General features: G+C 52.3%; 15 protein-coding genes and 1 pseudogene. 4 read left to right on the forward strand and 12 right to left on the reverse strand.

The annotated features are described in order from the left end of the window. Positions 1-46: 46 nt before the first annotated feature. Both phoQ and phoP read right to left on the reverse strand, forming a co-directional pair. A complete protein-coding gene (gene phoQ, locus L3069_RS08360) occupies positions 47-1,510 on the reverse strand; it encodes a two-component system sensor histidine kinase PhoQ (RefSeq protein ID WP_038415856.1) in 1,464 nt (487 codons plus the stop codon). After that, complete coding sequence (gene phoP / locus L3069_RS08365; protein ID WP_026094318.1) at positions 1,511-2,182, reverse strand: two-component system response regulator PhoP; 672 nt, start codon at positions 2,180-2,182, stop codon at positions 1,511-1,513. A gap of 403 nt (positions 2,183-2,585) precedes the next feature. On the opposite strand from phoP, the gene L3069_RS08370 reads away from it, so the two are divergent. Then, positions 2,586-3,050, forward strand: coding sequence for a hypothetical protein (locus tag L3069_RS08370; protein WP_236901910.1), 465 nt, complete (start codon positions 2,586-2,588; stop codon positions 3,048-3,050). A gap of 84 nt (positions 3,051-3,134) precedes the next feature. Here the strand turns inward: L3069_RS08370 and purB are convergent, their stop codons facing one another. Genes purB through rluE form a run of 5 tightly spaced genes read right to left on the reverse strand, consistent with a single transcriptional unit; the run spans position 3,135 to position 7,470 of the window. Further along, on the reverse strand, positions 3,135-4,505 hold the full coding sequence (gene purB / locus L3069_RS08375) for an adenylosuccinate lyase (protein WP_038415861.1): 1,371 nt from the start codon (positions 4,503-4,505) through the stop codon (positions 3,135-3,137). A 19-nt stretch (positions 4,506-4,524) separates the two neighbouring features. Beyond that, positions 4,525-5,154 (reverse strand): high frequency lysogenization protein HflD, encoded by a 630-nt coding sequence (gene hflD / locus L3069_RS08380; protein WP_006809213.1) that lies wholly within the window; start codon positions 5,152-5,154, stop codon positions 4,525-4,527. A 27-nt stretch (positions 5,155-5,181) separates the two neighbouring features. Beyond that, positions 5,182-6,294 carry a tRNA 2-thiouridine(34) synthase MnmA gene (gene mnmA / locus L3069_RS08385; protein WP_032103856.1) on the reverse strand — a complete coding sequence of 371 codons (1,113 nt, stop codon included), beginning with the start codon at positions 6,292-6,294 and terminating at the stop codon, positions 5,182-5,184. A gap of 40 nt (positions 6,295-6,334) precedes the next feature. Continuing rightward, positions 6,335-6,808 carry an NUDIX hydrolase gene (locus L3069_RS08390; RefSeq protein ID WP_038415864.1) on the reverse strand — a complete coding sequence of 158 codons (474 nt, stop codon included), beginning with the start codon at positions 6,806-6,808 and terminating at the stop codon, positions 6,335-6,337. After that, positions 6,808-7,470, reverse strand: coding sequence for a 23S rRNA pseudouridine(2457) synthase RluE (rluE, locus tag L3069_RS08395; RefSeq protein WP_038415866.1), 663 nt, complete (start codon positions 7,468-7,470; stop codon positions 6,808-6,810). The genes L3069_RS08390 and rluE overlap by 1 nt, the downstream gene beginning before the upstream one ends. A gap of 117 nt (positions 7,471-7,587) precedes the next feature. Here rluE and icd point away from each other — a divergent pair, with 117 nt between their 5' ends. Together icd and L3069_RS08405 are read left to right on the forward strand one after the other, a co-directional pair. Continuing rightward, on the forward strand, positions 7,588-8,838 hold the full coding sequence (gene icd / locus L3069_RS08400; RefSeq protein WP_003857898.1) for an NADP-dependent isocitrate dehydrogenase: 1,251 nt from the start codon (positions 7,588-7,590) through the stop codon (positions 8,836-8,838). 76 nt (positions 8,839-8,914) lie between these two features. Beyond that, positions 8,915-9,160 carry a DUF2543 family protein gene (locus tag L3069_RS08405; protein ID WP_022647773.1) on the forward strand — a complete coding sequence of 82 codons (246 nt, stop codon included), beginning with the start codon at positions 8,915-8,917 and terminating at the stop codon, positions 9,158-9,160. Positions 9,161-9,164: 4 nt separating this feature from the next. Here L3069_RS08405 and L3069_RS08410 read toward each other — a convergent pair whose 3' ends face one another. Together L3069_RS08410 and yncL are read right to left on the reverse strand one after the other, a co-directional pair. Next, the gene (locus L3069_RS08410) at positions 9,165-10,664 is read right to left on the reverse strand and encodes a cyclic diguanylate phosphodiesterase (protein ID WP_038415867.1); all 1,500 of its coding nucleotides are present in this window, start codon (positions 10,662-10,664) and stop codon (positions 9,165-9,167) included. A gap of 123 nt (positions 10,665-10,787) precedes the next feature. Then, the gene (gene yncL, locus L3069_RS08415) at positions 10,788-10,880 is read right to left on the reverse strand and encodes a stress response membrane protein YncL (RefSeq protein WP_071524166.1); all 93 of its coding nucleotides are present in this window, start codon (positions 10,878-10,880) and stop codon (positions 10,788-10,790) included. 370 nt (positions 10,881-11,250) lie between these two features. Here yncL and L3069_RS08420 point away from each other — a divergent pair, with 370 nt between their 5' ends. Next, on the forward strand, positions 11,251-11,499 hold the full coding sequence (locus L3069_RS08420; RefSeq protein WP_022647775.1) for a GlsB/YeaQ/YmgE family stress response membrane protein: 249 nt from the start codon (positions 11,251-11,253) through the stop codon (positions 11,497-11,499). Positions 11,500-11,552: 53 nt separating this feature from the next. Here the strand turns inward: L3069_RS08420 and yoaJ are convergent, their stop codons facing one another. The 3 genes and pseudogenes from yoaJ to L3069_RS08430 form a co-directional block, all read right to left on the reverse strand. Beyond that, complete coding sequence (gene yoaJ, locus L3069_RS27440; RefSeq protein WP_071785224.1) at positions 11,553-11,627, reverse strand: protein YoaJ; 75 nt, start codon at positions 11,625-11,627, stop codon at positions 11,553-11,555. Then, a complete protein-coding gene (locus L3069_RS08425; RefSeq protein ID WP_015570793.1) occupies positions 11,628-11,726 on the reverse strand; it encodes a YoaK family small membrane protein in 99 nt (32 codons plus the stop codon). 45 nt (positions 11,727-11,771) lie between these two features. After that, positions 11,772-12,527 (reverse strand): annotated as a pseudogene (locus L3069_RS08430) (sensor domain-containing diguanylate cyclase); the annotation flags it as partial. Positions 12,528-12,592 lie beyond the last annotated feature (65 nt).

A 12,592-nucleotide genomic window follows, 5' to 3' on the forward strand; every position in this document is an offset into this window, starting at 1 on the left:
GCACCGACCCCTGGCTGCGAGATCCGCGTATTTTTCACATTTCGGGTTAACTATCGTTCAATCCGGGCTGTTGGCGGCCAAAAATGACTTCCATACGGGCACCGCCCAGCAGACTTTCGCCGGTTTCAATCTTGCCCTCGTACTGATCGACAATTTCCCGGGCGACGGATAATCCGACACCCTGGCCCGGGCGCAGCGTATCGGCGCGCTGACCGCGATCGAATACCACTTCGCGTTTATTATGGGGAATGCCAGGACCATCATCCTCAACGATAATATGCAGTTCGTTATCCGTTACGCGCGCGGACACCTCGACAAACTCCAGACAATATTTGCAGGCGTTATCGAGCAGATTTCCCATCACTTCCATAAAGTCATTCTTCTCGCCAACAAAGCTTATTTCCGGTGAGATATCCAGACTGATGTTTACCCCTTTACGCTGGTAAACCTTGTTCAGCGCAGAGGTGAGGTTATCCAGCAGCGGGGCTACCGGGTGCAGTTCACGGCTCAATAAGGCGCTTCCGGAACGCATGCTCGCGCGGTGCAGGTAATAACCAATCTGCTGTGAAATACGGCTGATTTGCTCCAGCATTACCGGCTCGGCGTCATCCACGCTCATTTTCGAACTGCGCATTGAACGCAGTGTACTTTGCATCACTGCCAGCGGGGTTTTCAGGCTGTGCGTAAGATCGGTGAGCGTCGTGCGATACTTGTTGTAACGTTCACGTTCGCTTTTCAGCAGGCGGTTGAGGTTGCGCACCAGGCTGGTCAGTTCGCGCGTAGTTTCCGGGTTAAGCTTCTCGCGGTGATGTTCTTCCAGCTCGCGCACCTCTTTGGCAAGGGATTCAATCGGGCGGAGGCTCCACCACGCAGCAACCCACAGGAGAGGGATCACCAGCAGCAGGTTGGCAGCCAGAACGTACACGAACCAGTTCCAGACCATATACGAACGTTTTAGCTCAACCGGTATGGTATCGATCACTACAATGGTCAGCTGCGGCATGTTCAGAGTGGCGGGATACAGGTTGATGGCCACCGAGTGGGTCATCTCCGTGTCGTCATCTTCAGCGCGGATCTCATTGAGCTTGTTCTGTAACGCCCGATCGTCACGCAGCAGGATGCTGGTAGAGTTGAGGTCGGCTTCTATTTCGTGAAAACCATTGGTTTTAAGCCATTCCGGACGGATGCGCTTTTTCAGCCAGGGGACGTCGCGCTGCGCCCACAGCAATTTTCCTTTTTCATCGTAAATGAGTGCCAGCGTTGGGCTCTGCTGGTTCAGGTTTTCCGGCATCTCGACGGTGATTTGGTTGTTCTCCCATTTCGCCAGGGTATAGAACAGATTACTTTCGCCGCGAAGCAGGCGGAAGGTGGTTTTATCGAAGCTTACGCTGTACCCGACCAACGCCACCATTCCGTAAGAGAGGGACAGCACGAGCACGACGGCGGCGGTTGCCAGCAGAAAGCGAACCCGCAGTGAAAGGGGTAAAATGTGGCGCAAAATCCCTTTCATTTAGCGTAATTCGAACAGGTAGCCCTGACCACGCACGGTGGTAATCACGTCGTGCGGGTACTGTGCCTGAATTTTTTTGCGCAGGCGGCCCATCAGCACGTCAATGGTGTGGCTTTCGCGCAGTTCGGCATCCGGATAAAGCTGAAGCATCAGGGAATCTTTGCTCACCACTTTACCGTTGTTACGGATCAGCGTTTCCATGATGGTGTATTCGAATGCGGTCAGCTTGATTACTTCATCATTTATTGAAAATTCGCGGCGGGAGAGATCCACCTGGAACGGCGGCAGAGAGATCACCTGTGACGCCAGCCCGCTGTTGCGGCGCAGCAGCGCCTGCATACGCGCGGCGACTTCTTCAATATGGAAGGGTTTGGTCACGTAGTCATCTGCGCCTGCGCTCAACACTTCAACCTTGTCCTGCCAGCCTTCGCGAGCAGTCAGCACCAGTACCGGCAGGGAAACGTCATGGCTACGCCAGCGGCGGATAAGAGATAATCCGTCTTCATCCGGCAGCCCTAAATCGACAATGGCGATGTCCGGCAGGTGTTCATTGAGATAATAATCGGCCTCTTTTGCGTCTTCAGCATCGTCCACCTGATGACCCATCTCCTGAAGTTGAACTTTCAGGTGATGACGTAGCAATGCGTTATCCTCAACAACCAGTACGCGCATCATCATTTCTCCCTTTATAAATGGTATGAATAGTTTAACGCTGATTATCCAGGTTGACACCAGCGTTATGAAATTAAATGATTTTTTTCATGCTTCCGAAGACAGGTGGCATTACGCCAGGCATCTGATTATTAAGTATGTTGACCTGATCCTGTTTCATATCGCCCACCCACCTCACATAAGCCTCATACGCCCCCAGAAGGCGCGGGTAATATAAACTGACTTGTTTTCGCACGCTTTCGCAATCCGGATAAAACATCCATCCGTTTATGAACGGTTGAAGGCGAGTCGCTTTTTTGACAGAACGGGCACGCCAGTTTTGTAAAGATTGCCCTTTTTTTTGTAAGGATGTTCTCACTATGTCTGTCTTTGTCTACGCTTATTTTATGGTGCGAAATTAGATTTGCATAAGATGTGCCAGAAAAACAGCATTTTTACACAACAAAACAGCAATATAGCGAGTAAAGAGGATTCTATGGAATGGAAGGTTGTTGAGACTATTGCGAGCCCGGAAAGTGGAACCATCTTTTGCAAAGTTGAAACACAATATGGCCTGAATTATATCCTTTGGCTAAAAGGGGATTATTACGTTCGTGCCGGTGAAATCATCACCACCTCAAACCAGGGTATCCTGATTAACGATCGGCGGCGTAGGGTATGGATAGCGCAGGCAATGCCCTATACATCAATAGGCTGGATGGGGTTCAAACAGAAAAACGCGTGTCCAGGTAACCGGCAGGAGATGGATCGTCCATGCACGGTTGAGACCCCGTGCCAGTTCAGGCTGTGCCCGTTCGGCTTAAAACGATATATTCCGGAAAGTTATTTCACGGCGAAAAATAACAACCAGCCTGACAACAGGTTGTAATCCCGGCAGAGCCTGTAACGGGGTGTGAACGTCGACACGATGATGAAAAGCAGCCCCCTTTCCGGGTGGAAAGGGGGAGGGAGATTACTTCAGCTCGTCAACCATGGTAATGGCGCGGCCAATATAGTTTGCCGGGGTCATCTCTTTCAGGCGCGCTTTTTCTTCTTCGGGCAGCGCCAGACCATCGATAAACTGTTTCATACCCTCAGCATCAACGCGTTTACCGCGGGTCAGCTCTTTGAGTTTCTCGTACGGTTTTTCGATGCCATAACGACGCATCACCGTCTGAATCGGCTCCGCCAGCACTTCCCAGTTGTGATCCAGCTCGTCCAGCAGACGGTCGCGGTTCACCTCCAGCTTGCTCACACCCTTCAGGGTGGACTGGTAGGCGATCAGCGCGTAGCCAATACCCACGCCCAGGTTACGCAGCACCGTGGAGTCAGTCAGGTCGCGCTGCCAGCGGGAGACCGGCAGCTTACTCGCCATATGCTGCAACACGGCATTCGCCAGGCCCAGGTTACCTTCGGAGTTTTCGAAGTCGATTGGGTTCACTTTGTGCGGCATGGTGGACGAACCGATTTCCCCGGCGATGGTCTTCTGCTTGAAGTGGTTCAGGGCGATGTAGCCCCAGACGTCACGATCGAAGTCGATCAGGATGGTGTTGAAGCGCGCAATGCAGTCAAACAGCTCGGCGATGTAGTCGTGCGGCTCAATCTGGGTGGTGTACGGGTTCCACTGGATCCCCAGAGACGTCACGAACTCTTCACTGAACTGGTGCCAGTCCACTTCCGGGTACGCCGCGATGTGGGCGTTGTAGTTACCCACCGCGCCGTTGATTTTGCCGAGGATCTCAACCTGCTCCAGCTGACGATACTGGCGTTCCATGCGGTACGCCACGTTTGCCATCTCTTTACCCATGGTGGATGGGGTTGCTGGCTGGCCGTGAGTACGGGACAACAGCGGAATATCGCGGTACTCCACGGACAGCGCTTTCACCGCATCGATGATTTTACGCCAGTAAGGGAGTACTACCTCTTTGCGTGCGGTAGAGAGCATCAGCGCGTGAGACAGGTTGTTAATATCTTCAGAGGTACAGGCAAAGTGAATAAATTCAGATACCGCGTGCAGGGCAGGGACGCCTGCCACTTTCTCTTTCAGGAAGTATTCAACCGCTTTCACGTCGTGGTTGGTGGTGCGTTCGATGGTTTTAATACGCGTGGCATCTTCTTCGCTGAACTCAGCAACGATTTTATCAAGGTAATCGTTTGCCTTTGCGTCAAAAGCAGGAACTTCCTTGATTGCTGTCTGGGCGGCCAGCTTTTGCAGCCAGCGCACTTCAACCTGAACACGGAACTTCAGCAGGCCATATTCGCTGAAGATCCCGCGCAGCGCGCTGACTTTATCGCCGTAGCGTCCATCGACAGGGGATACGGCGGTCAGTGAGGATAATTCCATAATTCGCAACTCCGGGAGGTTAACAATGAGCAAGAATTTGTTTTGCCTGAGTCGTCAGGCGATGACGAGAAAACATGAGCTGTAGGCGGCCACCGCCGACCTGTTGCCACAGCACGGCGGCACGGATACCTGCCAGCAGCGAAGCACGTACCTTCGCCTGTACCTGTGGGCTTTGCAATACGGCAGGCGAACCGGTGACCTGAATACGCGGGCCGAGCGGGCTAATTACGTCGACGTAGATACCGGCCATCGCGCTCAGCAGGGTCTCAGACTGGAGGTCAAAGTGGTCGAGCTGGCGCTGTAGCCCGGCGATGCGATCGCCCAGGGTATTCATTGCGCCTTTCGCCGCGTTCAGCTTACGTTCCAGCACCATCAGGCTTAAGGTGTAGCGGGTCAGTTCCGCGTTCAACCCCTGACGGTTGCTGGCGTTGAGCACGCCGAGCAGGGTTTCAAGACCGAGACGAAGATTGGTTTCACTGCCGCCAAAGACGCCCAGCGTGGAGCCTGGGTTAAGATCGATAACGCTGTTGAGTGAAACGTGCAGGGCATCAGCGTCGCAATGACCCTGATGCGCCAGCTGTTGCACCAGACGGGCTGACTGGCAAATTCCCGCCAGCGCCAGGGTGATGTCGTAATAGTTCTTCGCCACACGGTCTCCTTTATGTGTGCAAACGGTTTAAACAGCAGGCAGCGGCAGGCGCTGTTCAATAATCCCACCGCCGAGGCAAATTTCGCCGCTGTAGAAAACAGCAGACTGGCCAGGGGTAACGGCGGAAACCGGCTCGTCGAAACGCACGTCAATGCGATCGTCATCCAGTGCGGTGACGGTGCAAGGGATGTCCGTCTGGCGGTAGCGCGTTTTCACGGTGCAGCGCAGCGTGCCTTTCAGCGGCTCGCGATCGACCCAGTGCAGCTGTTGCGCGATAAGTCCAACGGACATCAGGCGCGGATGGTCGTGACCCTGAGCCACCACCAAAATATTGTTTTCGACATCTTTGTCGACCACGTACCACGGATCTTCGCTGCCCTCTTTGGTGCCGCCGATACCCAGACCTTTACGCTGGCCGAGAGTGTGGTACATCAGCCCCTGGTGCTGACCAATCTCATCACCGTCAACGGTGACGATTTTGCCCGGCTGTGCAGGCAGGTAGCGCCCCAGGAACTCGCGGAATTTACGCTCGCCGATAAAACAGATACCGGTGGAGTCTTTTTTCTTCGCGGTGATCAGATCCAAATCTTCAGCAATCTTACGCACTTCCGGCTTTTCCAGCTCGCCGACCGGGAACAGACTTTGGGCAATCTGTTCATGGCTCAGCGTGTAGAGGAAGTAGCTCTGATCTTTATTGCCATCCAGACCGCGCAGCAGCTGGCTTTTACCATTCACATCCGCGCGACGCACGTAGTGGCCGGTCGCAATGTAGTCTGCGCCCAGATCTTCCGCGGCGAATTCCAGGAAGGCTTTGAATTTGATCTCTTTGTTACACAGGATATCCGGGTTTGGCGTGCGGCCCGCTTTGTACTCTTCGAGGAAGAGTTCAAAAACGTTGTCCCAGTATTCTGCGGCAAAGTTAACGGTGTGCAGTTCGATGCCGAGCTTATCGCACACGGCCTGCGCATCGGCGAGATCCGCAGCGGCAGTGCAGTATTCCTCGCCATCGTCTTCCTCCCAGTTCTTCATGAACAGGCCCTCCACCTTATAGCCCTGTTGCTGCAACAGGTAGGCGGAAACGGAGGAATCGACACCGCCGGACATGCCGACGATCACTTTTTTCTGGCTGTTATCTGACATGGAATACTCACGACATTGAACTTCAAGGCGGCGTATTCTATCACGCCCCCCCACCATTGACACCCTCTGTAAACGGCCAGTTAAATTCTGCAATGACATCCAGCGGCAGGCGCGCCGCAGACTGCCAGCAGCGGATGCTTTCCGCAACCAGCGGCGAGCGCAGGTTTGACGCGTTCATGATCTCGTCTGCGGTCACCCACAGGCAGCGATCGATATCGTCGTCGTGCGGTTCAGTGGCGCACGTTTCGTTAAGCTCAACGGCGAATAAAAAGCGCAGGAAAGGTGTCTGGTCAGGCGCTATCCACTGATGCATACGGATAAAGTGCTGCGGTTCGGCGCGGATACCCGTCTCTTCCCAGAGCTCGCGTTTCGCTGCCTGCAATAAGGTTTCGTTGGCTTCAAGATGCCCGGCTGGCTGATTCCAAAGCGCTTTGCCGTTGATGGTCTCTTCCACCACAAGGAATTTCCCCTGCGCGTGGACCACGCAGGCGACCGTAACATGGGGTTTAAACATCAGTTCTCCTTAGGGGTAACATCCTGCCATTCCCCGTTAGCCAGCGAGTCCAGCGTGTAGCTGCCCATGGCGTAGCGAATGAGTCGCAGGGTAGGGAAGCCCACATGCGCAGTCATGCGCCTGACCTGTCGGTTGCGGCCTTCATAAAGGGTGATTTTAAGCCAGCTGGTGGGAATCGATTTGCGCTCACGAATCGGCGGGTTGCGCGGCCACAGCCACTCGGGTTCATTCACGCGCTCAATACCAGCTGGCAGGGTAGGACCATCGTTCAGCGTTACGCCGTTGCGCAGCTTTGCCAGCGACGCGTCGTCCGGCTCGCCTTCAACCTGCACATAGTAAATTTTTCCGGTACGTTTGCCCGGCTGAGTAAGCCTGGCCTGGAGCACGCCGTCATTGGTAAGCACCAGCAGCCCCTCGCTGTCGCGATCCAGACGCCCGGCCGCGTAGACCCCCTGAACGGGGATAAAATCCTTCAGCGTGCTGCGCCCGGCCTCGTCGGTAAACTGCGGCAATACATCGTAGGGTTTATTGAACAGTATGACCCGCGTTGGCTGGGGTTCTGGCGTTCTTCTGGTGGCTTGTCGTGAGCTGAATCGCTCAACCCGGTGTTTTCTAAAAGAAGTTTTCGTCATGGTATTTTCAGGCGTTATCAATTGCCGCATTATAGCCTAATAACGAAGACCTTTCATGGCGTCGGACAATCAGGTACTATCGGAAGGCTCATTACAATTTATTAACATAAGATCAGTAACAACCAGAAGCGCTCGAAGGAGAGGTTAATGGAAAGCAAAGTAGTTGTTCCGGCGGAAGGTAAAAAGATCACCCTGCAAAACGGCAAGATTAACGTTCCTCACAACCCGATTATCCCGTTCATCGAAGGTGACGGTATCGGTGTAGACGTTACCCCGGCAATGCTGAAAGTGGTTGATGCCGCTGTTGAGAAAGCCTACAAAGGCGAGCGTAAAATTTCCTGGATGGAAATTTACACCGGTGAAAAATCGACTCAAGTTTATGGCCAGGACGTCTGGCTGCCAGCCGAAACGCTGGACCTGATCCGCGACTATCGCGTTGCTATCAAAGGCCCTTTGACCACGCCAGTTGGCGGCGGCATTCGCTCCCTGAACGTGGCGCTGCGTCAGGAACTGGATCTGTATGTGTGTCTGCGTCCGGTGCGTTACTACCAGGGCACTCCAAGCCCGGTTAAGCACCCGGAACTGACCGACATGGTCATCTTCCGTGAAAACTCTGAAGACATCTACGCCGGTATCGAATGGAAAGCGGATTCTGCTGATGCAGAAAAAGTGATTAAATTCCTGCGCGAAGAGATGGGCGTGAAGAAAATTCGCTTCCCTGAGCATTGCGGCATCGGCATCAAGCCGTGCTCCGAAGAAGGGACCAAGCGTCTGGTGCGTGCCGCCATCGAATACGCTATCACCAACGATCGTGACTCTGTGACCCTGGTTCACAAAGGCAATATCATGAAGTTCACCGAAGGCGCGTTCAAAGACTGGGGCTACCAGCTGGCGACCGAAGAGTTCGGCGGTGAACTGATCGACGGCGGCCCATGGCAGAAAATTAAAAACCCGAACACCGGTAAAGAGATCATCATTAAAGATGTGATCGCCGATGCGTTCCTGCAACAGATCCTGCTGCGTCCTGCTGAATATGACGTGATCGCCTGTATGAACCTGAACGGCGACTACATCTCTGATGCGCTGGCAGCGCAGGTCGGTGGTATCGGTATCGCCCCGGGCGCGAACATCGGTGACGAGTGCGCCCTGTTCGAAGCAACTCACGGTACTGCACCGAAATATGCAGGCCAGGACAAAGTCAACCCAGGCTCTATCATTCTGTCCGCAGAGATGATGCTGCGTCATATGGAATGGTTCGAAGCCGCAGACCTGATCGTTAAGGGTATGGAAGGCGCGATTAACGCGAAAACCGTCACCTATGACTTTGAACGTCTGATGGAAGGCGCTAAACTGCTGAAATGCTCAGAGTTTGGCGACGCGATTATCGCGAACATGTAATCCACTCGCTGGGTTAAATGACAACGGGAGCCTGAGGGTTCCCGTTTTTTATGCACACAAGACGGAAAACAACGCTATGACCCATGATATCCCGCTCAAGTATTATGACATCGTCGACGAGTATGCGACTGAAACGGCAAAACCGCCAGAAGAGGCGGAGCGTACGCCACTGGCACACTATTTTCAGCTGCTGCTCACTCGCTTATACAACAATGAGGAAATCAGTGAAGAGGCGCAGCGGGAGATGGCTGTCCAGGCGGAGATTGATGAAGCGCGCATTGACGATATTGCGAACTTCCTGAATCAATGGGGCAATGAATAACGCTTCATCGCGCTGAGTAAGCCAGCAGGCTGGCGAGGTCGTGCCGGGTTAGTGATTTTGAAAAGTACCAGCCTTGCACGAGGGCATCGGGGTATCTCTGCGCGATGAACTGATATTGCGTTTCGCTTTCGACTCCCTCAAACACCAGGGTTTTGTGCAGTTTAGCGAGCGCGTCGCTAAAGATCACCAGGATATCCTGTTTATAATGCTCGTTGATGCCATCCACTAACGACTTATCCACTTTGATTTCGTCATATTTGAGATTGGACAGCCTTGCCAGATTAGAGTTTTGCACGCCAAAATCGTCTATTGAAATTTTGACGCCTGCCGATTTAAGATCCTCACAAAACTCTTCAAGGATGGCCGAGGTGGAAACGCCATTCTCGGATAATTCAACTTTGATTAACGATAAGGGAATAGCGTTCTCTAAGCATGCATGACGTAATACCGCCAGAAATTTGCCGTCTTCAATTTCCGTCCGGCCAACGTTCAGTGAAATCTTTAACTGATGTTCGGCCGCCAGCCCGGCAATTTCCGCCAGGGATTTCTTTATCATGTTCTGATAATAAACGTTATACAGACCAATTTTTTCAATTAACGGGATAAACAGCTCAGGAGAAACCTCTTTGTGATTGTTATCCTGCCATCTTGATAAGACTTCAACCCCGACGATTTTCTTATCAGCAACCCGAATTATGGGCTGAAAATGAACGCTGATAGTATTCGCTATCACCGCCTTGACCAGCGTTCGCTCAAGAGAAAGTCGATCTTCATAAAGTCGAAGAGAAAACAGCGTCAGGGATACCCAGATAAAGTATAAAAACAGGCACAGGAGCACCATCACTACGCGGGAGAGCGATGCCAGTCCGGCATTGTGGTGGGTGACGGTAACGCACAAATCCCAGCGCGTGCTGCACTGCGTCACGGTCTGTGTGAATAACAGTGACGACAAGCGGCTAAGGTTTTCTGTAGGTGACGTAACGGTAAAAAAGGTTCGGTCGAAATCTTTCGTGGTAGAACGAAGTGAATAGTTGGCGGTGACCGGAGAGAATTTATCGTAGGCTGAACGTGATGTGAAGATAATAAGATGGTTATAAATTGTCGCATTGCCTACAAAAAAATCTTTCTTTGAAAATTGCGCCAGACTGAATCCGTTCAGGGTGTTGTGAAGCTCAGAGGGAAGGGCGATGGGATTTGCCAGCTTGCCCCAAAATGCGGTGCAGGTGATTTTCCCATTTTCAATAAACCCCACATCGGCGAAATAGAGACTCTGCATCTTTAAATTACGGTAGACGTTCAGGCTGGCGTTATCGCATCCCTTCGCGGAGGTATTTTTAAGCGTACTGGCGATATTTTGCGTCAAGTCTTCGGAATAGCGTAAGAGCGTGTGGGAGATCTCCCTCTGCCGGTCCTTTTGCTGCTCAACGATAATGGCGTTAACCGCATACAGCGACAGGACGACCATAAAGGTTGAGATGATAGCAACGGCAATGGCCTTGTTCATTTTCCTGCTGTCCCGCCACGTCCTGAGGTGCAGGGATCTTAACACAGGTCATTAAAGCTACAAGTATGCGCGTTGAGCCCGCACGTGATTGAAAGGAAAGCCACCATGCCGACTCATTACATCTCAGAACCACTCAAACCGTGTTGAGAGCAGTAACAGTAGCGTACTGGCAGAAACAAGATTAAGGCAGATGACGAACTTGCTCGATACGTTCATGTTATCAGATTCACTTTGCTGTTCAGTAGCCACAGAGAATAGCGGTTCACCTCCTGGGAAAAAACGCCAGATTTTGGTGGGGTGAGGCAAAAAAAAGCCCACTAAAAAGTGGGCAAGAAATACTGGAAGCAATGTGAGCAATGTCGTACTGAATACCTGAGTGATTTGCTCAACTATTCAGTAATGAGAAAGATAATCTTTCTCAGTAAAAGATGCAACCCCACGATGAGTGTGGAACGGCAATTTTTATTGCTCAGATTTTACTCAAACGAACCGTGTGATTCTTATCACAAATTTCCTTTCTCAGATCCTGTGCTATCCTTTTCTGTGTCGTTGATTTAATGACAAAAACCATACAGAGAGGAAAGCTATGGGAATTTTATCCTGGATTATCTTTGGGCTGATTGCGGGGATCCTGGCGAAGTGGATTATGCCGGGCAAAGATGGCGGCGGTTTCATCGTCACGATCGTTCTGGGGATTGTGGGTGCAGTCGTCGGTGGCTGGATCAGTACCCTGTTCGGCTTTGGCAGAGTTGATGGCTTCAACTTCGGCAGCTTTGTCGTCGCGGTGATTGGCGCGCTGGTTGTTCTGTTTATCTACAGAAAAATCAAAAGCTAAATCTGACCTGTGTTAAAAAAGGCTGCCTGAGGGCGGCCTTTTTACTTTGGGCGTTACCACCAGCCTAACTGCGTACCGGCGACGGCCACGATGGCGACAATCAGCATGATGAGGGTCGTTTTTCTCATTTATGCCCCCGGCGCGGCGTAACCGCCAAGGAAAAACCAGCCTAAAAACACGACTGCCGTGATAAAAATAACCACCGGAAAGAGGATCCCTATTCTCATGCCATCACCTGTTTGAGTTTGTATAAGGCCGTAGAGTGTACGGTTTTAATCTAACGCGACAAAGCCTGTTTTGTTTTTTCCTTTTTTATCCTGATACATCGCGAGGTCTGCGGTGCGCAGGGCACTATCTTCATCTGTGCAGTGAGGATCAACAATAACGACGCCATAGCTTGCACCGGGATAGAGAATAGTGACATTACCTAACCCATATTCACCCGCGATACGGCCGTTGAGGCGGGTTTTGATAGCGTTGACCTCTGTGCTGGCGTCGCCATCATTGCTGTGACTCAGGCTGGCAACCAGAAATTCATCGCCGCCGAGCCGGCCGATAATTTCGTCCTGCGTTTGCTGGTGAGTCAGTCGATTGCCGACCTGAACGAGGAACCGATCGCCCGCTTCATGACCGTACTGATCATTGATTCGCTTGAAATCATCGAGGTCAATAAAGGCAATCATGACGTTGCGGTTAAGATGGCGCGCCAGTGAGAACAGGGTGGTAAGGTTTTCAAAAATGGCGCGACGATTCGGCAGGCCGGTAAGGGCGTCGGTGTAAGAGTGGGCAATGAGCGCCGCATTTGCTTCACGAAGCTGAAGCACAAGCGACTCTTTCTGAATGTACTGACCAATTAACCCGGCAAAGAGCCTGATCACCTGCTCGCCACGCTCGCTGAACTGTTTCTGTGCGGTGCTGGCAGCGCAAAGCGTGCCGTACAGAGAACCGTCAGCCAGGTGAACCGGCACGCTCATATAGGTTGTAATACCCAGTGCTTTTGCCGCTTCACACTCCGGCCAGCGGTCGGGTGAAGTGGTTTACTGAATTTGGCCACCTGAACAGAGGTGATATGCTCACCTCAGAACAACACAGG

Source organism: Enterobacter cloacae complex sp. ECL411 (genome assembly GCF_021869665.1).
GTDB classification, from domain to species: domain Bacteria; phylum Pseudomonadota; class Gammaproteobacteria; order Enterobacterales; family Enterobacteriaceae; genus Enterobacter; species Enterobacter intestinihominis.